At 70.4% G+C, this 21,241-nt stretch carries 14 protein-coding genes; 4 read left to right on the forward strand and 10 right to left on the reverse strand.

Annotated elements, in window-relative coordinates; translation table 11 throughout:
- The first annotated feature begins 95 nt into the window (after nt 1-95).
- Nucleotides 96-311, forward strand: coding sequence for a hypothetical protein (locus I8N67_RS07580; protein ID WP_200301852.1), 216 nt, complete (start codon nt 96-98; stop codon nt 309-311).
- 15 nt (nt 312-326) lie between these two features.
- On the opposite strand, the gene I8N67_RS07585 is transcribed toward I8N67_RS07580, so the two are convergent.
- Both I8N67_RS07585 and I8N67_RS07590 read right to left on the reverse strand, forming a co-directional pair.
- Nucleotides 327-1,739 (reverse strand): RICIN domain-containing protein, encoded by a 1,413-nt coding sequence (locus I8N67_RS07585; RefSeq protein WP_200301807.1) that lies wholly within the window; start codon nt 1,737-1,739, stop codon nt 327-329.
- A 1-nt stretch (nt 1,740) separates the two neighbouring features.
- Nucleotides 1,741-2,850: a glycoside hydrolase family 43 protein gene (locus I8N67_RS07590; RefSeq protein ID WP_200301808.1), complete on the reverse strand. Its 1,110-nt coding sequence runs from the start codon at nt 2,848-2,850 to the stop codon at nt 1,741-1,743.
- A gap of 233 nt (nt 2,851-3,083) precedes the next feature.
- Between I8N67_RS07590 and I8N67_RS07595 the strand changes: the two genes are divergently transcribed.
- The gene (locus tag I8N67_RS07595; protein ID WP_200301809.1) at nt 3,084-5,210 is read left to right on the forward strand and encodes an autotransporter; all 2,127 of its coding nucleotides are present in this window, start codon (nt 3,084-3,086) and stop codon (nt 5,208-5,210) included.
- Nucleotides 5,211-5,321: 111 nt separating this feature from the next.
- On the opposite strand, the gene I8N67_RS07600 is transcribed toward I8N67_RS07595, so the two are convergent.
- Nucleotides 5,322-6,785, reverse strand: coding sequence for an amino acid permease (locus I8N67_RS07600; protein ID WP_200301810.1), 1,464 nt, complete (start codon nt 6,783-6,785; stop codon nt 5,322-5,324).
- A 139-nt stretch (nt 6,786-6,924) separates the two neighbouring features.
- Between I8N67_RS07600 and mmuM the strand changes: the two genes are divergently transcribed.
- Both mmuM and I8N67_RS07610 read left to right on the forward strand, forming a co-directional pair.
- Nucleotides 6,925-7,878, forward strand: a complete 954-nt coding sequence (mmuM, locus tag I8N67_RS07605) for a homocysteine S-methyltransferase (RefSeq protein ID WP_200301811.1) — start codon at nt 6,925-6,927, stop codon at nt 7,876-7,878.
- Nucleotides 7,879-8,004: 126 nt separating this feature from the next.
- Nucleotides 8,005-9,090: a LacI family DNA-binding transcriptional regulator gene (locus I8N67_RS07610; protein ID WP_200301812.1), complete on the forward strand. Its 1,086-nt coding sequence runs from the start codon at nt 8,005-8,007 to the stop codon at nt 9,088-9,090.
- A 14-nt stretch (nt 9,091-9,104) separates the two neighbouring features.
- Here I8N67_RS07610 and I8N67_RS07615 read toward each other — a convergent pair whose 3' ends face one another.
- From I8N67_RS07615 to I8N67_RS07645, 7 genes are all read right to left on the reverse strand, one after another.
- Nucleotides 9,105-10,688 (reverse strand): carboxylesterase/lipase family protein, encoded by a 1,584-nt coding sequence (locus I8N67_RS07615; protein ID WP_200301813.1) that lies wholly within the window; start codon nt 10,686-10,688, stop codon nt 9,105-9,107.
- Between the two features lie 149 nt (nt 10,689-10,837).
- The gene (locus I8N67_RS07620) at nt 10,838-12,118 is read right to left on the reverse strand and encodes an alginate lyase family protein (protein ID WP_200301814.1); all 1,281 of its coding nucleotides are present in this window, start codon (nt 12,116-12,118) and stop codon (nt 10,838-10,840) included.
- 26 nt (nt 12,119-12,144) lie between these two features.
- Nucleotides 12,145-15,474, reverse strand: coding sequence for an alginate lyase family protein (locus tag I8N67_RS07625; protein WP_200301815.1), 3,330 nt, complete (start codon nt 15,472-15,474; stop codon nt 12,145-12,147).
- Nucleotides 15,475-15,489: 15 nt separating this feature from the next.
- Entirely contained in the window at nt 15,490-17,286 is a 1,797-nt protein-coding gene (locus I8N67_RS07630) for an Ig domain-containing protein (protein WP_200301816.1), read from the reverse strand.
- 57 nt (nt 17,287-17,343) lie between these two features.
- Nucleotides 17,344-18,204 (reverse strand): carbohydrate ABC transporter permease, encoded by an 861-nt coding sequence (locus I8N67_RS07635; RefSeq protein ID WP_307835175.1) that lies wholly within the window; start codon nt 18,202-18,204, stop codon nt 17,344-17,346.
- Between the two features lie 68 nt (nt 18,205-18,272).
- A complete protein-coding gene (locus I8N67_RS07640; protein WP_200301818.1) occupies nt 18,273-19,265 on the reverse strand; it encodes a carbohydrate ABC transporter permease in 993 nt (330 codons plus the stop codon).
- The gene (locus tag I8N67_RS07645; RefSeq protein ID WP_200301819.1) at nt 19,262-20,620 is read right to left on the reverse strand and encodes an extracellular solute-binding protein; all 1,359 of its coding nucleotides are present in this window, start codon (nt 20,618-20,620) and stop codon (nt 19,262-19,264) included. The genes I8N67_RS07640 and I8N67_RS07645 overlap by 4 nt, the downstream gene beginning before the upstream one ends.
- Nucleotides 20,621-21,241 lie beyond the last annotated feature (621 nt).

Below are 21,241 nucleotides of genomic sequence, written 5' to 3' on the forward strand. Positions count from 1 at the left end.
GGGCCGCTCATTGCTGCCGGTTTGCCACGGGCGCACAAGGGCCACACGGGTCCTCCCGGGGCGACAACCACAGCTTCACCCAGGTTTGCCTCGCGATGTCAGCGCCGGTCACGCCGGCCGACCTGCTCTTCTGCTGGGGGTCCGGGGGTTATCCCCCGGGAAGACACAGTACCTACAGCGTCCCGGCGTCCGCCTGGCTGACGGACACCAGTCAGTACAACGTGCTGAGGATCGACGTGGTGAGCGGTTCGGGGACGACCTCCTATCTCAGCGCCGGCACCTCGATCGACGCGATCGACCTGCTGGCCTGATGAATTGAGTGACCGTCAGGTTCCGCGCGTCCACTGCTGGTTCGTACCGTTGTTGCACGTGTACGTGATGACGGCGGCGCCGTCGGCGGTGGACGCGCCGTTCACGTCCAGGCATTTGCCGGACGCGCGGGACTTGATGTTGACGTAGGAACCGGTGGTGGTCAGGGACCACTGCTGGTTGGTGGCCGAGGAGTTGCAGTTCTCCTGGGTGACGGTGTTGGCGTTCTCCTGGACGCACAGGGAGCTGTGCCGGGTCACGAGCTGGTAGTAGCCGCTGCCCACGGACTTGAACCAGTACTTCTGGTTGTTGCCGCTGTTGCAGGTGTACTGCTTGATCTGGGTGGCCGCCCACTGCGACTGACTCGTGACATCGGCGCACTTGGACGAGTGCCGGGCGATCAGCGTGTTGTAGGTGGCGCTGGTCGCGCTGATCGTGCCGGTCGCCGTGTCGACGGTGACCTCGGGGGACCAGGACATGGACATCGTGGTGGAGGTCGGGAAGGTCAGCGGGAGCCACACGTAGCGGGAGTCGTTGACCGTGCCGCCGAGGGCGTTGCCCCAGCGGTCGCCCATGTAGAGGTACGAGGTGGTCGACGTGCCCTGCAAGGGGAGGACGTACGCGGTCTGCGAGCCGAAGGTCGTGGAGTCGCCGACGTTGGCCATGGCGGTCCAGGGGCCCGCGATGCTGGTGGCGGTCGCGTACTGCTGCTGGTTGGGGTTCCAGCCGGTCGCGCCCGAAGTGAGCATGAAGTAGACGCCGTTGCGCTTGAACAGGGCCGGGGCCTCGCGGTGGCCGCCGTGCCACGGGTCGGCGACGAGGGCGGCTATGCCGGTGTAGTCGGCGGTGAGCCGGTAGATCTGGAGGTCGTAGTTCTCGCGGGCCGCCGAGATCATGTAACCGGTGCCGTCGGTGTCCACGAAGACCGTGATGTCACGGGACATGTGGGTGCCCAGCGGACGGAAGCTGCCCTGCCAGGTGTAGTTCCCGTCGACGGTGTCGGAGACGGCGACGGCCGCGCGGGCCTCGCTGTAGTCGACGCCGTTCTCCTTGTGCATCCACATCACGAACTTGCCGGTGGCCGCGTTGTACATGACCTTCGGCCGCTCGATGTTGGCGGTGGCCAGCTCGGGGTCGGTGGCCTCGGTCAGGACGTTGTTGCGGAACTCCCAGTTCTTCAGGTCCGTGGAGCGGTAGGCCGACACGTACCGGAAGGTGTTGTCGGAGTTCCGGTTCTCGCCGAACCAGTAGTAGTACGAGCCGACCTTGATGACCCCGCCGCCGTGGGCGTGCAGGGCGTTGCCACTGCTGTCGGTGAACTGGGTGCCGTTGGGGACGGTCTGCGCGGCCGCCTGGGCCGGGCCGGCGGTGACGAGGGCGCCTGCCAGCGCCAGACAGAGCGCGAGGAGCATCACGTACGCACGTCTCATCTCAGCTCTCCTTACGGGTGTCAGTGGTGATCGGGGTGGAGGTGTCGGCGACGGGGACGCCGAAGTCGGGGGTGCCGTCGGGCTTCCAGCCGAGGCGCTGGACGCGGGTGTGGCGGTTGGGGTCGTTGAGTGGGTCACCGACGATGTCCTTGTACTGGCGGGCGTGGTAGACGAGGACGTCGGTACGGCCGTCCTCGGCGACGGTGAAGCTGTTGTGGCCCGGCCCGTACTGCTTGGTGGTGTCGTTGCTGGTGAACACCGGCGTCGGGGACTTCGACCAGTTCGCGGGGTTCATCAGGTCGGCGCCGGCGTCGATCGTCAGCAGGCCCATGCAGTAGTTGAAGTCGGTCGCGCTCGCCGAGTACGTCATGAAGAGTCGGCCGTTGCGCTTGATGACCGACGGGCCCTCATTGACCTTGTAGCCGATGACCTCCCAGTCCAACTCCGGTGTGGTGAGCCGAACCTGAGGTCCCGTCAGGGTGATCGGGTCGGCCATCCTCGACAGCCAGACCGCGGTGTTGTTGTCCATGCCGGGCTCGTGCTGCGCCCACGCGAGGTAGCGGCTGCCGCGGTGGGTGAAGGTGGTGGCGTCGAGAGAGAAGGTCTCCCAGGCGGTCTTCAGCTGACCGCGCTCGACCCAGGTGCCCCTGAACGGGTTGGGGTGGGAGTTCTCCAGCACCCAGATCCGGATCGCCCAGATGTCCTCGGCGGGCGCGGAGGCGAAGTAGATGTACCACTTGCCGTCGATGCGGTGGATCTCCGGCGCCCAGATGTGCGCGCCCATCACGCCCGTCTCGTGCTTGCGCCAGATCACGGACTCGTCGGCCGCCGACAGGCCGCGCAGGGTGCGGGATCTGCGCAGGATGATCCGGTCGTACTCGGGCGAGGTCGCCGTGAAGTAGTAGTGACCGTCGGTGTGCCGGTTGATGTGCGGGTCGGCACGGTTGCGGACCAGCGGGTTGACGTACGACGCCGCCCGGGAGCCGGCGGCCTGGGTGCTCGCCGCCTGGGCGACGGTGGCGGGCATCGCGGTGAGGGCGCCCGCGGCCAGGGCGCCCTTCAGGAGCAGCCTGCGGCCCGGGGGATCGGGGAGTTCGTGCTCGCGGCTCATGCGGTCTGCCTCTCTGCAGATGGCTGCACGTGGGGGGACACAAAAGAAAACAGAATCGTTCGACATTTCGCACAAGATCAGTCATTCCGAACGGCTGAAAGGTAAGGGTGTGTTACGTCGAGGTCAACGGGTCGGGCGAGACGAACACAAGCTCACAGGAACGAACTCATACGTCGGACCCGGACATCGCGAAGTTTCTGTTATCCGGGTGAGCCCGGACCGTCTCCGATGACGTGCGCAGCCAAACCCACAAGACAGCGGCAGCCGCCGGAGCCCTGGCGGTCACCGCCCTGATGCTCGGCGCCCCGACCGCGACCGCCGCCGGCCCCCGCGATGTGACCGCCGACGTACTGGCCGGTCGGAACGTCACGCTCACCGGCGACACGGTGGTGACCGTGCCGGCCGGAACGACCAAGTACGGCGGTGTGTTCGGCGGCACCGGCACACTCACCGTGCGCGGCACCGGCACGCTGATCCTCACCAAGGACAGCGACTTCACCCTGCCGGAGTCCCGGCAGCGGCAGACCGTGAAGACGCTCGGCGGCAACCACCCGTACGTCACCGTCACCGACCCGGACCCGCCGGCCGTGACCGTGGCGAAGGGCGCGACCCTCCAGTACGGCGACAGCGGCTCGACCGGGGTGATCGGCCACTACCCGTACGGCACCCCCGCGTTCCGGCTCAACCAGAACAACATCAAGGTCGACGGCACCCTGCGGCTGTCGTTGAAGAACGTCGCCTACAACCTGGGCACCATCAGCGGCTCCGGCCTGGTCACCCAGCCGCGGTTCCTCTGGGCGACCTGGGACCTGTCGGGGACCCACCCCTTCACCGGAGTCATCGACAACGGCACCGGGGTGAACGCCGGACGCCCGGAGTTCGCGACCTCGCTGCCCAGTGCGCGCAAGGTCCTCAACCAGGGCACCTGGACCGTGGACACCCCGCTGGGCCAGACCGTCACCCAGGGCATGGACTTCTACCAGCGCGAGTACGGCAGCGACATCAACGTCCAGTCGCGGCCCGGCAGCAAGGTGATCCTCACCGGCCAGTACAGCTGGTCGAACCAGGGCGGCGACACCGATCCCTCGCTCAGCGACCCCGCCCTGAACTGGACGCCCGCACGCAAGAACGTCAACAAGCGCGGCACCAACATCAAGGGTGCGAACGTCCAGTGGGGCGACGGCACCACGAACAAGATCTTCATGCCGGGAACCGCCGAGACCGTCTACATCAACCTCCTCGCCGCCCGCTCCCGTTCACTGCTCACCTTCGACTACAACGGGCCGGTGACGCTGGGCGCCCCGATCGGCGGCGGCCGGTTCCACGACACGCTGGCCGCGCCCGGCGCCGGGGACATCGTCATCAAGGGGACGAAGGGCAACGACGTCACCTTCGCCGCCGTCCAGTACTACAACGGCTCGACGACGGTCGAGAAGGGCGCGGTGCTGCGGCTGGGCAGCGGCAGGTCGGGCGGCGACGGCGGGCTGTACACCAAGGGCGACCTCTACAAGGTGGTCAACAACGGTTCGCTGATCGTCCGGAACGTCGCCAAGCCCGTGACCCTGTCGCGCGTCGGCGGCAGCGGCTCGCTCACCCAGTCGGGCGCGGCCACGACGACGCTGACCGGCGGCGCGGTGACGTACACCGGGAAGACGACCGTCACCAAGGGCACGCTGGCGCTCCGCGGCGGGGCGACTCTCGCACGCAGCGGCACGATCCGGCTCACCACGGCCGGGGCGAAGCTCGACGTCGGCACGGCCGGGCTGAAGGTGACCAGGTCGCTGTCCGGCAAGGGCACGGTGAAGGGCTCGGTGAGCAACGCCGGTGTGGTGGTGGCCGGCCTCACGGTCACCGGCGGCTACAGCCAGAGCGCCAAGGGCGAACTGGTGCTGCGGGAGAAGCCGCTGAAGGTGAGCGGGGCCGTGAAGCTGGCCGGTGAGCTGGACTTCGCCGCCCTCGGCGCGGTCGGCGGGCCCGCCGAGAAGATCACCGTGATCGACCACAAGGGCAAGGGCAAGAACACCGGTACGTTCACCGGGCTGCGCGAGGGCGCGAAGGTGAAGCTCGCCGACACCCGGTACAAGATCAGCTACAAGGGCGGCGACGGCAACGACGTCGTCCTGACCACGGCGAAGGCGAGCGCGTCACCTGCTGCCAAGGCCGCCACCGGCACCGACTCCGACACCGGCACCGGCGCCGAGGCCCCCCGTACGCAGAACGCGAGCGCCTCCGCCGACAGCGGGCTCGGCTGGTGGCCGTACGCGCTGGCCCTCGGCATGCTGTCCGGCCTGCTGGTACCGGTGAGCAGGCGCCGCAAGAACAACCGCCGCCGGGGCGGACGGCACGCCGCCACGAGCTGAGACCGGCGTATCGCAAGGTGAGACCAGGGCGGGCGGTCGCTGTACGGGGGTCAGCGGCCGCCCGCCCGTTGGCAACGTTCGCCCCGTCGGCAAACGTTGCCTGCCGCAGCACTAGACGGCGGCTCCCGCGTCGGCTCCCGCCTCGGTTTCGGCCTCGGGCGCCTCCGCCTCCGGTGCTTCCTGACGCCCCCGGAGCCAGACGTACACCGGGATGCCGGCGAAGAGGAACAGGACGCCCTGGTAGACGGCCGCGTAGCCGGCGCCGGCGATCAGCCAGAAGGAGAAGGCGAAGGAGAGGGCGGCGACGATGAGGTCGCGGACCAGGCCGGCGGGGCGGACGCGTTCGCGGGTGCCGCGGGCGAGCCAGTAGAGCTGGGCGGCGGCGGAGAGCAGGTAGGGGACGCAGCCGGTGAACGTGGTGATGAGGACCAGGACGCGGAAGGCGGTGTCCGGGTCGTCCGCGTAGTTCACCACGATGAGGAGCGTGCCGAGGACGGCGGTGGCGAGGACGCCGAAGGCGGGGACTCCGCCCTTGCCGACGCGGCCGAAGGGCTTCGGGAAGAGGCCGTCGCGGGCGGCGGCGTACGGCATCTGGGCGCTCAGCAGGACCCAGCCGTTCAGGCAGCCGACGATCGAGGCGACGGCGACCAGCGCGATCACCGTGCCGCCCCAGCTGCCGCCGGCCATCGAGTTCACGGCGTCGGCGAAGGGTGCCCCGGACTCGACGAGTTCCTCGTGCGGGACCAGGCCGAAGACGGCGACCGTGCCGAGCAGGTAGACGATCGCGGAGGCGACCGTGCCGAAGACGCTGGCGCGGCCCACGTTGCGCTCCGGGTCGCGGACCTCGCCGGCGCTGACGGCGGCCGACTCGACACCCAGGAAGGTGTAGAGGAGCAGCGCGGCAGCGGCGGCGACCGCGCCGGGGACGCTCTCGCCGGAGGCGTTGAAGGGGCCGTAGTTGTCGGTGTCGATGAAGAACAGGCCGATGGTGGCGACCAGCAGCAGCGGCACGAACTTCAGCACCGTCGACACGATCTGCACGGCGCCGACATAGCGGGTGCCCGCGAAGTTCGCGGCGGCCGGCAGCCACAGGGCGGCCAGCGCCACCAGGGCGAGGACGGCCTTGCTGTCGCCCAGGGGTATCAGCACGTCGACGTAGCCGACGACACCGACGGCGAGCGCGGCGATGCTGACCCAGCACATCGTCCAGTACGACCAGGCCGACAGGAAGCCGGCGAAGGGGCCGAAGGCGTCGCGCGGGTACACGTACAGGCCGCCGGTGACCGGGCTGCGCTTGGCCAGCCGGCCGAAGAGCAGGGCCAGCAGCACGGCGGCCACGGAGAGGACGACGAAGGCGAGCAGACTGACCGTGCCGTACGGGGCGACGGCGGCGGGGAGGGTGAAGATGCCGCCGCCGATGATGTTGCCCATGACGAGGGCGGTGGCCGCGGTCAGGCCGAACCTGCGGCCCGGTGAGGCCGCCTTCGCGTCCGCATCGGATGCCGGGGTCGCCTCCGGCCCGGACGCCGGGTTCGGCTCGGGCTCGGTGGCCTCGGGGGTGCTGGTGGTGGTCATGGCGGTTCCCGGGTGCTGGGGAGGGGTGGGGACGGGGAGAGCGTGATCGTAGCGCCGCGTTCCACATGGTGGTCGATCTGTTCATTCACCGGACACAATCGGATGTGGCCGGCCGCCCGGCTCGACTACCGTCGTCGGCATGACCAGCAACCCGCCCGGTACGTTCCCCGGCATCCCCGGCCCCCGCTCCACCCCCTTCGCCGACGCCCTCGCCGCCGATGTCCTCGTCCTCGACGGCGGGATGTCCAACCAGCTCGAATCGGCCGGGCACGACCTGAGCGACGAGCTGTGGTCGGCGCGGCTGCTCGCGGAGCGGCCGGAGGCGATCACCGAGGCCCATCTCGCCTACTTCGAGGCGGGCGCGAACGTGGCGATCACCGCCAGCTACCAGGCCACCTTCGAGGGCTTCGCCAGACGCCGGATACGGCGCCAGAAGGCGATCGAACTCATGGCCCTGAGCGTCGAGTTGGCCGTGGACGCGGCGATGGAGACCAAGGCGAACGGCAGCAGGCGTCCGCTGCTGGTGGCCGCCTCGGCGGGCCCGTACGGGGCCATGTTCGCGGACGGCTCCGAGTACCGCGGCCGGTACGGGCTGAGCGTGGCCGAGCTGGAGCGGTTCCACCGGCCCCGGCTGGAGGTGCTGGCCGCCGCCTACCCCGATGTGCTGGCGCTGGAGACCATCCCGGACACCGACGAGGCCGAGGCGCTGCTGCGGGCGATCCGCGGTCTGGGGGTGCCCGCCTGGCTGTCGTACACCGTCGCCGGCGACCGCACCCGCGCCGGGCAGCCGCTGGAGGAGGCCTTCGCCCTGGCCGCCGGCGCCGAGGAGATCGTCGCCGTGGGCGTGAACTGCTGCTCGCCCGACGACGTGGACGGGGCGATCGAGACGGCCGTCCGGGTCACCGGCAAACCGGTCGTCGTGTACCCGAACAGCGGGGAGACGTGGGACGCGTCGGCGCGGGCCTGGACCGGGGAGTCCACGTTCACCACCGAGCAGGTGGCGGGGTGGCGGGCGGCCGGCGCCCGGCTGATCGGGGGGTGCTGCCGGGTGGGGCCGACGGCGATCGCGGGGATCGCGAAGACGCTGAGCTGACGGCCGGGAGACGCCGGGCCGGCGAACAGCCGACGAACAGGGTGCGGTCCGCTCCCCCGCTGCTAGCCTCCGTTCCGGGGGAAACCGGTTACTGAGGTGTTGCGCGGAAGCGGGGGCGAGGCGGGTATGACGAGGAAGAGCGCCGACGGCGGCGGGGGCCGCAGCACGATCCGGGACGTGGCCGCCCGCGCCGGCGTCTCGGCGGCGACGGTGTCGCGGGTCCTCGGCGGGGTCTACCCGGTGAGCGCGACGACCCGCACCCGGGTGCTGCGGGCCGTCCGCGACCTGGACTACGTCGCCGACGCCCGCGCCAAGGCGATCGCCGGCGTCGGCACGCCCACCCTCGGGTTCGTCCTCGACGACATCACCGGGCCCTCGTTCGCGCTGATGGCGCACGGTGTGGAGCGTGAGGCGACCCGGCTCGGCCATCTCTGTCTGGTGTGCAGCACCGACGGTGACGCCGAGCACGAGCTGGCCTTCATCGAGACGATGCGGGCGCAGCGGGCCGCCGCGGTCATCCTGGTCGGCGGGAGCGCGGACACCCCCGAGTACCGTGCCCGCACCGGCCGGGTCGCCGACGCGCTGGCGGCCGCCGGGTCCCGGCTCGTGCTGTGCGGGCGGCCGCCGCTGGATCCCGGCGCGCCGGTCAGCGTCGTCGAGTACGACAACGAGGGCGGCGCGTACGCCCTGTGCGCGCATGTCCTGTCCCGGGGGCACCGGCGGATCCTCTACCTCGGCGGCAAGCCGGAGCACACGACAGCGCAGGGGCGTGAGCGGGGGTATCTCGCCGCCCACCGCGCCCGGGGCGTCGAGCCGGACCCCGTGCTACGGCTGGCCGGTGACTTCACCCGGGACTCCGGGTACCGCTCGATGCGGCGGGCGCTGGAGGTGGGCCTGGAGTTCACGGCGGTGATGGCGGCGACCGACATGGTGGCGGCGGGCGCGCTCACCGCGCTGCACGAGGCGGGGCTGGCCGTACCCGGCGACATCTCTCTCGTCGGCTACGACGACATCCCCTTCGCCCGGGACCTGCATCCGGCGCTCACGACCGTGCATGTGCCGTACGAGGAGCTGGGGCGGCTCGCCGTGCGTACGGCGCTGGAGTGGGGGCGCAAACGGGGGCCGGAGGCGTCCGACGAGCATTTGCTGTTGGGGACGCACGTGGTCGTGCGGGATTCGGTGGGGGCGCTGGTGACCTCGTCCGCCGGGTGAGGTGCGGCCCTGTGCTACGGGGCCCGGCGGAAGCGGCGCAGGGCCGGCAGGGGGCCGCCGCCGGTGGTGCTGAAGGTGCCGGCGCCCTGGGCTCTTCGGGGGCGCCGTGCGTCGGCCTCCCAGAGGGCCAGTTCGGGGTCGTAGGGGCCGTAGGCGATGCGCTCGTCGTCCGGGTCCTCGAAGACGCGGACCGGGTGGGTGGTGTTCCAGGCGGGCCAGCCGGGGTCGCCGTCGGTGGCGAAGCGGGCCCAGGCGGTGTGGAGGATGGCGGCGAGGGTGTCCGGGGTGTCCTCGCCCGCGAGCTTGGCGGCCGCCGGGGTGTGCCCGGTGTCGAAGACGAAGCCGAGTTCGAGGGCGTGGCAGGAGCCGAGGGCGGGGAGCCGGGAGGGCCAGGCGAACTCGTAGACGTAGGACCGGGCTTCGCCGAGGCGGGCGTCGGCCACGCGGTGCAGGGGGACGCGGAGGAGGTGGTCGGTGACCAGCCGGCCGACCAGGTCGACGGTGTCCTTCTCCGGGTGGAGGTCGCGGTAGGCGCGGGGGAGCTCGGGGCCGCAGTGGCAGCGGGCGCGGGCACCGGCCAGGGCGACCGTGCCGAGGCGGTCGACGCGCTCGTGGAGGCCGCCGGGGACGAGCCAGAGGCGGTGCTCGTCGCGGGTCCAGCCCATGAGGAGGTCGACGCCCGGGGCCGCGCCCTGCCCGGTCAGGGCCTGGAGGGGGTCGGTGGGCAGCAGGTCGCCGTCGACGACGAGGCCGAAGGCGGGGCCGCCCAGGACCGGGCTGCTGAGGCGGCCCGCCTCGGCCTGCGCCTCGACGAGCATGGAACGGTCCACGGCGGCGAAGGCCTCCGCGGTGGCCGGGATCTTCAGCCTGATCGCCATCCGGCGGACCATGCGCCGCACTTTGTCCCGGTCCAAGGCCTCGGGCGGCCCGCTCTGCAGTACGGCCCGCCGGAACAGGCCTCGCGCGCGAGGGGCGGCCAGCAGCGCGCCGATGCTGATGGCGCCCGCGGACTGGCCGAAGACGGTCACCCGGTCCGGGTCACCGCCGAACCCGGCGATCGACTCCCGCACCCACTCCAGCGCGGCCAGTTGGTCACGTAGGCCCAGGTTGGCCGGGGCGTCCGGGAAGAGGCCGTAACCCTCCACGCCCAGGCGGTAGTTGAGGGACACCAGCACCACGCCGTCGCGGGCGAAGCGGCTGCCGTCGTAGACCGGGACCGCCGACGAGCCCCGGGTGAGTGCCCCGCCGTGGATCCACACCATGACCGGCAGCCGGGCCGCGCGGCCCGGCTCCGGTGTCCACACATTGAGGTTGAGGCAGTCGTCCCCCGGCACGACGGGGTCCGACAGATAGCGGGCGAACGCCTCCGAGTACGGCGGTTTCGCAGGCGTCGGCCCGAAGACGACGGCGTCACGCACACCCGCCCAGGGCGCGGGCGGGACCGGCGGCCGGAACCGGCGAGGGCCGAAGGGCGGGGCCGCGTACGGGATGCCGCGGAAGACCGCGATCCCGTCCGGGTGGCCGGCCCCGTACTCGTAGGTGCCTCGTACGTCCCCGTACGGCGTCCTCGCCACGGGGGCCCGCCGGTCCGCCGTCATCCGCCACCAGCTCCTCACTCCCGCTCGCCGGTCCGCCGGCACGTGAACCGTCGTTCACCTCAGAGCACCACATCCTTCCGGGGTATTCCGCTCGTACCGGGTCTTTGACGCCCGTTCGGTGTACTGGGCGGCCGTTCGGGGGACGGCGGCTACTTGGCGTACATCAGGGTGCCGAAGCCGAGCTGGTCGAAGCCGCCGCTGGCCGTGCCGTAGTCACCGCCGCCGCCCTCGGGGCGGACCCGCTCGGCCATGGCCGTTATGTAGGGGACGGACAGGCCCCGGCGCCGTGCGTAGTGGTAGTGGAGGATGTCCCACACCGGGCGGAGCTGCCCCCGGCTGGCCGAGGAGACGACGGTGTGGGTCTGCTGGGCGCAGTTCTGGCCGGTGCCCCAGGTGTAGGTGGTGAAGGGCACGTCCTGGCCCAGGTTGTACTTGGCGACGTACTGGGCGCCCTTCATGAACCGGTTGCTGTCGTAGCCGTAGAGGTCGTCACCCTGCGACCAGGCCGTCTCGCAGAAGGCACCCATCAGGCCGATGCCCATGACGGCGTGCCCCTGGTCGCGGCCCGCCTCCTGCCACTGGCCGAGGGCGTAGCCCGCGGAGTCGGTGTGGAGGTAGGGGACGGCGTGGGTGATGGAGCCGTTCCCCGCGCCGGTCTTGAAGTAGTTGACGGCCTGGTCGTACTTGGCGCCGTCGTCGCACAGGATCCCGATCGCGAGGATCGAGTTCATGTTGCACAGGTCCCAGTTGGCCCAGTAGTTGGTGATGCAGGCGTCGTTGTGGCTGTTCAGGAACTGGTTGTTGAGCGGGTAGAAGACGTTGAGCATCATCGTCTTGAACCGGTCCAGGTCGAAGCCGCCGTAGCCGCGCATGAGTTCGGCGGCGTTGGCGAACTGGTAGCCGTAGATCCCGGCGGCCAGGAACCGGTCGGCGTTGCCGGTGACGCTGGTGAGCGTCGACGACCAGGCGTTGAGGATGCGGACCGCCGCGTCGCCGTTGGCGGTGGTGCCGGCGACCTTCCAGCGCAGCGCGTTCTGGTAGGCCGCGTGGATGTCGTTGTAGAGGATGCCGTAGTTCTGGCCCGTGCCGCCGCGGATGATCGTGGCCTGCGGGTTGGGCGTCCAGGTGCTCGCGGAGTGGGAGTTGGCCGTCAGGCGGTTCCAGCCGGACAGCCAGGGGTTCTCGCCGGCGGCCACCCGCACCTTCGCGCGGTTGAGTTCGCCGTAGGCGTGCAGCATGCCGGGGTGGGTGAAGGTGGCCGGGGCCGCCTCCGCCGTGGCGGCGAGGGAGGCGGCGGTCGCGGTGCCCAGGGCGAGGGCGGCGGTGAGACCGCCGGCGGTCCGGAGCAGACCGCGGCGGCTCAACTCACCTTCGTGCCCACGCCCGTCGGGGCTCGTGTCGGGGTTGTTGTGGGGGGATGTGCGGCTCATCGGTGCGTCTCCAATCCATGGAGGATCTAGAGGGGGGTGATGCTCACCTCGCTGAATCGCGCGGTGCCGTGGGCCAGCGGACTGCGGGAGCAGACCACCAGGCCCACGTGATAAGGGGCGTCACCGAAGCCGGGGATCTCTCCCTCGGCGAGGGGGGTGAAGGTGACGCCCCCGTCTGTGGAGACCGCTGCGGCGAAGACCGTTCCGGTCCTCTTCAGCCGCAGCAGACAGGGGGCGGTGACCGTGCCGTTGCCCGTGAAGGCCGACTTCCCGGCCACGGTCGTGCGCAGCATCAGCTGCGCGGAGGTCCCGCCGGTGACGATCGCCCCGGCGGCCTGGTCGAACGGCGACAGCGACTTGGCCATCAGCAGCCCGACCCGGTCGGCGCTCGCCCCTGCGCGGGAGTCCAGCCGGACGGTGACCTCGCAGTCACCGCTGACGGGCCGCCGTACGAACTGGCCCGTCATTCCCTGGTTGTTGACGGTCAGGTCGGTCCCGGCACCCCGTACGACGAAGGTCCCGTCGTCCTCGTACGCGGTGCTGCCGGGGGTCGTGACGGCCACCACGCCGAGGGTGGCGAACTCCCGCTCGTCGAGGACCACGTCGCCGAGGTCGCCGTAGGTCCAGGGGGCGGGCGGCGGTGTGCCGATCGTGAGCCCCAGCGTGCCGGTGGCGTCGCCGGCGGCGTTGCCCGCGGTGGTGGTGACGGTGAACTCGCCGGTGGCGGTGGGGGTTCCGGAGATGACACCGGTGCGCTTGTCGAGGCGGAGGCCGTCGGGCAGTTGGGCGGCGGTGAACCGTACGGGCTCGTGTGTGGCCCGCAGCAGGTGCCGGAAGGCGTCACCCTGGTTGGCGAACACCGTGGTCCTGGAGGTGAGTTCCGGCGCCGAGGGCGTCGGCATCGTCGCGGCGGCGGGCCGCGACAGGAGACCACGGCCACCGCGGTCGGACTTGGCGACGACGTAGTGGTACGTCCGGCCGGGTGTGCCCGTCGCGTCCGTGTACCGGATGCGGGTGCCGAACCCGAGGGGGCCGACTCCGGTCGCGAGCGTCATATACGGGCCGTCCGGGTCGGTGGCCCTCGACACCTGGTACCGGGCCGAGAGATCTGGATCGGTCCAAGCCAGCTCCACGGCGTCGGCGCCGGCCCTCGCCCGGACGTCGGTCGCGGTGTACCGGGGGCGCGGGGTGCTCCACACCTCGCCGTGGGCCGACGACGTCACGGTGACGTTGTCGAAGGCGCCGGTGCCGGTCTCGGCGTACTCCTCGTCGACGCCGAGGCAGGAGGTCAGGAGCAGTCCCGCGTACGCGGTGCGCCCCAGGTCCACCTCGGTGGTGCCGACCTCGGTCCAGTGGACGCCGTCCGGTGAGACGGCCCCGGTGCAGCGGCGGCCCTTGCGGGTCACCCGCACCCAGTACGGGGCCCGCAGCCGGTAGCCGTCGCCCGCGCCCTCGACGTACGGGGCCTCAAGCGGGGTCGCCGACTCGGGCAGGGTGCCGAGGTCGGAGATCGGGAAGGACGCGGCGGTCGTGATGGCCTGCCGCTGGGTGGGCGGCACGGGGGTGCTGCCGGTGGCGGAGATCCGGGCCCCGGCCGACGGGCGGACGCTCCACACGCCGCTCCAGGTGTGCAGGGGCAGTCCCTGGATCAGCATCGACGCGTGCGGGGCGGTCGCGTCGAGGGAGTCGCGGAGGGTCACCCCGATCTTGGAGTACTGCGAGCTGAGCGGGAACACGATCCGCGCGCTGACCGCCCCGTCGCCGCGCAGCGGCACATACGCCGTTCGGTACGTGTCCGCCGTACCGCTCGCCTCCAGCACGAACCGGGTGCCGTCGAAGGTGGCGGAGCCGGCCCACTTCACGTCCCCGAGGTCCTGGGTGGACCAGGGTTCGGGCAGGCCGGCGGCGGCCGCCGCCCAGCCTGAACTGTCGCTCTCGCCACGGGAGTTGGCAGCGGTGACCCGGTAGTAGTACGTCCGTCCCGGGCGGACGCTCCTGTCGGTGTACGCCGGCTCGCCGACCCCGGAGGCGATCGTCCCGTACGGGCCGTCGGGGCGGTCGGCCCGTTCGACGGTGTACTCGGCCGCCCACGCGGAGGGGAGCCAGCCGATGGTGACGGTCTTGCCCTCCCCGACGGCGGTGACGCCCGCCGGCGCTGCGGGCACGGTGGGCGTGGACGCGGCGGCCCCGGCGTAGGCGAAGGTGCCGAAGCCCGGCAGGTCGTCGTTGGAGCCCTCGACGACCCGGGCGCCGGCGGTGCCCCGGAAGACGGCCGCCTTCGTGTAGGGGGTGTCGAGGCCGCGCACGCCCGCGTAGTGGGCGTAGTACATCTCGTAGATCGGCGGCAGTGTGCCGCGGACCTTGTCGGAGACGGTGGTCTTGACGTACTTGCCGGTGCGGTCCAGGTCGGGAGCGAAGGGGACGTCACCGCCGAGGTTGTAGCGGGCGGTGTACTCGGCGTTGGCGAGGATCCGGTTGCCGTCGAAGCCCCACAGGTCCACGCCCTGGTTCCAGGCCACCTGCGCGGCGGCGCCCATCAGGCCGACGGCCAGCTGCTCGTGGCCCTGGTCGCGGCCGGACTCCTGGCCCTGCCCGTTGCCGGCGACGACCCGGTTGCCCACGCTGCCGTTGCCCGCGCCGGCCGCCGTGAACCGCAGCGCGTCCTCGAAGAGCACGGGCTCCTCGCAGAACACACCGATGGCCAGGATGGTTTGACTGGCCGTCAGGTCCCAGTTGCCGTTCGCGTAGAGCATGTAGCCCGACACGGCCGGATACCAGACGTCCAGGAACGACCGCTCACAGCGCGCGATGTCCGCGTCCGCCCAGCCGTCGTAGCCGCTGTGCCGGAGCAGTTCCGCGGCGTTGACGAACTTGAACGCCTGCAGGCCCGCGCCGAGCGGACCGTCGGCACCGGTGATCATCGTGAGCGACGCCGACCAGGCGTCGAGGATGTCCCGCGCCTTGTCCGCGTGCGCCCGCTCGCCCGTCACGCACCACATCAGCGCGTTCTGGTAGGCGGCGGCCGAGTCCGCGACCGCCTGGTTCTGGAAGTTCGTGGGGCCGCGGCCCCAGGACGTGATCTGGCCGGTGTTCTGGATCGCGTACGTCGACTTCGACCGGGCGTGTGCCGCGAACGTGAGGTAGCCGTCGTAGATCGGCGACTCCTTGGCGGCGACCGCGGACTTCAACCGGTCCAGGTCGGCGGCGGTGTGCAGAAGTCCGGGGTGTCTGAACGTGAAGGCCGCTTCGGCGCTCCGGGCCCAGGCGGCCGTGGCGGAGGCGGACAGCAGTCCGGCTCCGGCCACGGCCGTGAGGCCCGTCGCGCCGAGGAACGACCGTCGGCTGAGGGGAAGCACAGGTGTCTCCTGGTCCTACGGGTGCTGCACGGTGAGCTTGAGGGACTGGGTGGCCGTACCGGCGCTGTTGGTGGCCGAGACGGTGACCGTGCAGGAGCCGGGGACGGACGGGACGCCGGAGATCAGGCCCGTCTTCGTGTCGAAGCTCAGGCCCTTGGGCAGGCCCTCGGCGGCGAACGACGTGGGCAGGGCGCTCGCCGTGACGAGATGGTTGAAGACCCGCTTCTTCGTGGCCGTGACCTCGGCTGAGCTGGTGATCTCCGGAGCCGTGGTCGCGGCGGCCGTGTCGGCGTCCAGGAAGCGGAGGTTCTGGACGTGCTCGTTGGCGAACATCGGGACCATGTCGGTGGTCAGATACCAGCCGGGCTTCTTCATCTTGTCGTGCACGACCGTGCCGTTGACCGACAGGTTCTGGAACGTGAGGTTCTTGATCGGGCGGTCCGCGTCGTAGCCGGTCAGGATGGCCATGGAGGCGTGCGTGCCGTCGTACGTGAGGTTGCGGACGTACACGTCCTCGATGCCCCGGCCGGGTGAGGCGTTGTACCGGTTGGCCATCACGCGCATGTTGAGCAGCTGGCCCCAGGTGAAGTCCTCCACCCGGACGTCCTGGATACGGATGTTCCGGATGAGGTTGCTGTCGCCGGGGTTGAGGGCGAAGCAGCCCTGGTAGAGGACCTGCGGTTCGCGGTGCTGGAGGACGTCGATGTTGCTGAAGACGATGTTCTCGATGACCTCGGGCTTCTCGGGGTTGCCGTGGGTGCCCATGTTCACCGGGTGCGCGACGTCGGCCCAGAGGGTGGAGTTCCGGACGGTGACGTTGCGGCAGTCGCCGTAGTAGTCCCAGCGGTGGGCGTAGATGGCGATGCAGTCGTCGCTGTTGCGCATGAAGACACCCTCGATGAGGACGTCCTCGCTGCTGAACACGTCGATGCCGTCGCCCCACTGGCCGAAGCTGTAGGAGTGCAGGTTACGGACGGTGACCTGCTTCGACTGGCCGATCGTGCAGGAGTAGCCGGTCTTGGGGTTGAGGGCGAGGATGCCGTCGATCTCGATGTTCTTGGAGAACGCCACCAGGGTCGCGGCGTCCGAGTCGTAGATGATGCCCCGGCCGAGCAGACGGGCGTTCTCCACGCCTGTGAACTCCACCCGGGCCTTGAGCACCGCGCCGCCGGCCAGGTACACGGTCTTCCCGCTGGGTACCTTCACCACGTTGTCGGTGACGGTGTGGATGCCCGGGCCGAAGTAGATGACGTCCGGGTCGTCCTCCTCGGGCCGCCACTTCTCGATCGGGTTGGCGTGCAGCTGAAGGTTGTCGTAGAGGTCGAACGCGCCGCCGTCGGCGTCGCCGATCTCGATGGACAGGTTGCGCGGCTCGGTGAGGCTGAAGGTGATGCTGTCGCCACTCACCTCGTGGGCGATGTCGTACGACTGGGGGCGGATCCGCGCCGAGGGAACGGCGCCCTTCGAGGAGGTGACCCGGACTTCCACGGTGCCGGTGAAGTCGAGGTTGGCGACCGAGGAGCTGCGGACGATGCCCGAGCCGGTCTTCTCGTTGATGGTCTTCGTACGGGCCCGCAGGACGGGCACCGGCTGCCATTCGCCGCCGGGCGTACGGGCCTTGACGGAGAAGCTGGCGTTCAGCGGCAGCCCGGTCGGGACCGGGTACACCACCAGCCGGTCGGCGGCCTCGGGTCTGTCGTCCGCGCTCGCGGTTCCGGTGGCCGCGCCGAGCAGCGTGTACGCGGCGGCCGTGGCGCCGGCGGCCTGGAGGAGGGAGCGCCGGGACAGGCCGGTGCCCTGGGAGTCGGTCATGAGGAACTTCCTTACGTGCAAAGAGAGTTGAGGGTGATCACTGGCGACTTCGTAGCGCTACTTGAGGCCGGAGGTGGACATCCCGGCGACGAAGCCGCGCTGGGCGACGAGGAAGATCAGCAGAATGGGCACGACGTACATCACCGAGGCGGCGGCCTGGAGGTTGGTGACGGGTGTCCCGGCCGTGGTGACATAGGTGGACATCACGGCGACGGCGAGTGTGGACCGGTCCGTGGACAGCAGGAGCTGGGGTGCGATGTAGTCGCCCCACGTCCAGGTGAAGGCGATCACGAAGCTCGCGGAGAGTACCGGCCAGGACTGCGGCAGGAAGATCCGCCAGAAGATCGTCGCGTATCCGCAGCCGTCGACGATCGCGGCCTCCTCCAGCTCACGCGGCAGCCCGGCGAAGAACTGCCGGAAGAGGAAGACGAGATAGGGCGTCGCCGCCAGGCCCCACAGCACCCACGGCCAGTAGGTGTCGACCATGCCGAGCCTGGCGAAGATCAGATAGGTCGGCAGGAGCGTGATCATCTGGGGCAGCATCATCGAGCCGAGCAGGACGCCGAAGAGCGTCTTCCGGCCGGGCGCGTCCAACCGGGCGAAGCCGTAACCGACCCAGGCCGAGCTGAGGGTGACCAGGGTGGCGTAGACGAAGGCGATGATCAGGGAGTTGCGGGCGTAGCCGAGGAAGTCGATCAGGTTGAAGGCGTCCGCGAAGTTGTGCCACTGGAAGTCGCCGGGCAGCCAGCGCACCGGGGCCGCGGCCGTCTCGGCGGAGGTCTTCAGACCGGTGAGGATCAGCCAGCCGAAGGGGCCGAGGAACAGCCCGGTGATGACGACGAGCACCGTGTAGAGCACGAGCCGGCCGGTGCGTACCCGAGTGCGGGCCGGCGCCCCCGGGGACTTGGAACGGTGCACGGACCGACCGGTGGCGGTGCCCCCGCGGGTGGCGGTGGCGTGGCTGCCGGCGGTGTCGCTCGTGACGGTCACTTCTTCGCCTCCGGGTCGACGTTGTAGAACACCACTCCGGACGTGAATTTGAAGATGAGTCCGGTGACGATGAGGATCAGGACGAAGAGCACCCACAGCAGCGCGGAGGCGTAGCCGTAGCGGCCGAGCGCGAAGTACTCGGCGAACACATGCATCATGTACATGTAGTTGGACTGCGGGATCGCGGTGACGCCGCCCGTGGTCGGTTCGGCGGCGAGCAGCAGCGGCATGATGGTCTGCACCGAGGCGATCACCCCGGTCACCGTCTGGAAGAGCAGCACCGGCGACAGCAGCGGCACGGTGATGCTGCGGAACGTCCGCCAGGCGCCCGCCCCGTCGATCCGGGCCGCCTCGTGCAGCTCACGCGGCACGTCCTGGAGCCCGGCCAACGAGATGATCATGACGTTGCCCGCGGCCCACAGCACCGTCATCAGCAGCACATAGCGGGCGTACGGATCGGCGAGCCAGCCGAGGGCGTCGATGCCGAAGATGTTCAACACCCCGTTGGCGGCACCGGAGTTCTGGTCGAACAGCGACTTGAAGGCGAGGCCCGCGCCCACCGGCGGCACCACCGCCGGCAGGTAGAGCAGGGTACGGAACAGCCCCCTGGCCCTGATCGGCCGGTTCACCAGGACGGCGAGCCCGAGCCCCGCCACGATCGACAGCGGCACCGAGGTCACCGCGAACAGCCCCGCCCGGCCCAGCGCGTCCCAGGTCACCGAATCGGCGAACAGCTCACGGTAGTTGGCGAGCCCGATGAACCGCCAGTGCGGCGAGATCCCGTCGTACGTGGTGAGGCTCAGCCACAGCGCGTACGCCATCGGGACGATCGTCAGCAGCAGGAATCCGATGATCCAGGGCGAGGCGAACATGTAGAACGCCCGGTGCCTGCGGGTGGTCATCGAGGTGCGGGGCCGGTCGCCGCCGGCCCTTCCGCCACGGCCGGGCGCGGTCGCGCCCGCCGGGGCGGGGATCTGATCCACCGTCATCCCACCTGCTCCTTACCGCGCTCGAGCTGCTCGTTGATGGTCGAGTTCAGGCGCCTGGCGAGGGTGTCGACGGAGATCTCACCCTTCATCGCCGCGGGCGCGACCTGGTTGAACAGGGCCTTGAAGCCGTCCGCCGTGATGTACGGGGTGAAGGAGATGACCGAGAAGTGCGCCAGCTCGGCCTCCTGCGCCCTCAGCACCCGCCGCTGGTAGTCCTGCTCGGCCGGCATCAGCGGGCGCAGCGACTTCAGGCTCGGGATGCCCCAGCCGCCGCCCGCCCGGGCCTTGGCCGGAGCCTCGCCGAAGAACCACTCGAAGACCCGCCAGGCGGCGTCCTTGTTCCGCGCCTTCCTGGGCATCCAGAAACCGGTGCCGCCCTGACAGGGGCTGACCCGGGGACCGCCCTCGAAGACCGGGGCGGGGGCCAGCCGGGACGCCTTCGCCAGCTTCTCGTCGGTGTTGATCATTCCGCCGAGCCAGTAGCCGCTGTTGGTCATGGCCATCCGGCTCGCCTGATAGGTGGGCCCGTCCCAGGCGTTGGGGTCGGGCTGGATCACGCTGGGGCCGACCTTGGTCCGGCAGTACTCGATGTACCAGCCCAGCGCCTTGCGAGCCGCCGGGGCGGTGAAGTCGATCCGGGAGAGGTCGTCGCTGAAGAGACTGCCGCCGGCGGCCGCCGTCAGCGTCGAGAGGTTGGTGGCCTCGTAGAGACCGTTGTAGCTGCCGCCGAAGACGATCGTCTGCCCGTTCTTCCGCCGCGTCAGCCGCTTGGCACGCTCCAACCACTCCTCGTACGTGACCGGCTCGGACTCGGACGGATAGTCGAGGCCCACCTCGTCGAAGTGCGCGGTGTTGTACCAGTACATGGAGTCCTGGGAGAAGTCCTTCACCATGCCGTAGCGCGGGCCCTTGCCCTGGGTCCGGCCGTCATAGCGCCACAGGTCGTTGACCGGGTCGAGGTCGTCGGCGGTCAGCACGCTGCTTTTCGCGAAGTACGGGTCCAGGTTCTCGGCGACGTCCCGCGCCGCGAAGTACGCCGTGTCGACGGCGCCGACGCCACGCACCAGGTCCGGCGGGTTTCCGCTGGTCAGCATCGCGATCAGCTTGGTGATGTCGTGCTTCACCGTGACGATCCGGACGCCGGTGTCCCGCTGCGCCTGCTTGATCAGCTCCGGGGAGATGTCCTCGGCCTTGGCCATCACCGTGACGGTCTCACCTCCGCCGCCGACCCCGGTGGACACCGGAAGGGCACAGCCGCTCAGCGCCGTACCGCCGACCGCGGCACCGCCCGCGGAGAGCGCGGAGACGGTGAGGAATCGACGGCGGCTCATCGGGCCACCGGCATGGGCATGCATGGACAGCTCACCTCCAGGTGCAGCAACCGGTTTCTACCGGCCATCGGGGCAGAGCTTGTTCCTGACCGCAAAGCACGTCAAGAGGCTTGACCGGTTTTCGAAAACTCCGCGTAACCCCTGGGACATGCCCGGATGCCCCGCCAGATCCCGGAATCGGCCACGCGGCGGATGCGAACATGCCAGGTCAGAAGCCAATTCCAGCCAGCGCACAGGACGGAATCGCCGCCCTCGATCCGGTCGCTTCGGGAACCGGTTTCCTCGCCGGTCGCCGGGGCGGCCGCGCGGGGGTTTCACCGAGCACACATCCGCGGGCCCAGGTTTCGACGGTCACCGCCGAGGGGTAACCGATTACGCCAGAGCGCGGATTCTCCACGATCCCGCCGAGGCGCGGCCGTCACTCCCTCACCGACAAGCCTCGGCGAAACCCCGAAAGCTCCACCCCACCGCACTGCGCCGCCCGCCTCGGTGCCCGTGCGACCTGCGCCTTCCCGGACCACGCTCAGCGGGGATCCGAGACAGACACCCGATCACGACGATTGACCGCCCGTCCGGCTCGGATCTACGGTAGAAGACGTTTTCTGAAAATGTTCCCGGACCCGACCCGTCCGTGCGTCCACCCCC

Origin of the sequence: Streptomyces adelaidensis, assembly GCF_016598475.1 — a bacterium.
Taxonomy (GTDB): Bacteria; Actinomycetota; Actinomycetes; order Streptomycetales; family Streptomycetaceae; genus Streptomyces; species Streptomyces adelaidensis.

What these genes read in the sequence shown, in the direction of transcription:
- I8N67_RS07585 (WP_200301807.1), bottom strand. Translation starts at nt 1,739, where the DNA reads ATGAGACGTGCGTACGTGATGCTCCTCGCGCTCTGTCTGGCGCTGGCA.
- I8N67_RS07600 (WP_200301810.1), bottom strand. Translation starts at nt 6,785, where the DNA reads ATGACCACCACCAGCACCCCCGAGGCCACCGAGCCCGAGCCGAACCCG.
- I8N67_RS07630 (WP_200301816.1), bottom strand. Translation starts at nt 17,286, where the DNA reads ATGACCGACTCCCAGGGCACCGGCCTGTCCCGGCGCTCCCTCCTCCAG.
- I8N67_RS07615 (WP_200301813.1), bottom strand. Translation starts at nt 10,688, where the DNA reads ATGACGGCGGACCGGCGGGCCCCCGTGGCGAGGACGCCGTACGGGGAC.
- I8N67_RS07645 (WP_200301819.1), bottom strand. Translation starts at nt 20,620, where the DNA reads ATGCATGCCCATGCCGGTGGCCCGATGAGCCGCCGTCGATTCCTCACC.
- I8N67_RS07620 (WP_200301814.1), bottom strand. Translation starts at nt 12,118, where the DNA reads ATGAGCCGCACATCCCCCCACAACAACCCCGACACGAGCCCCGACGGG.
- I8N67_RS07590 (WP_200301808.1), bottom strand. Translation starts at nt 2,850, where the DNA reads ATGAGCCGCGAGCACGAACTCCCCGATCCCCCGGGCCGCAGGCTGCTC.
- mmuM (WP_200301811.1), top strand. Translation starts at nt 6,925, where the DNA reads ATGACCAGCAACCCGCCCGGTACGTTCCCCGGCATCCCCGGCCCCCGC.
- I8N67_RS07580 (WP_200301852.1), top strand. Translation starts at nt 96, where the DNA reads ATGTCAGCGCCGGTCACGCCGGCCGACCTGCTCTTCTGCTGGGGGTCC.
- I8N67_RS07640 (WP_200301818.1), bottom strand. Translation starts at nt 19,265, where the DNA reads ATGACGGTGGATCAGATCCCCGCCCCGGCGGGCGCGACCGCGCCCGGC.
- I8N67_RS07610 (WP_200301812.1), top strand. Translation starts at nt 8,005, where the DNA reads ATGACGAGGAAGAGCGCCGACGGCGGCGGGGGCCGCAGCACGATCCGG.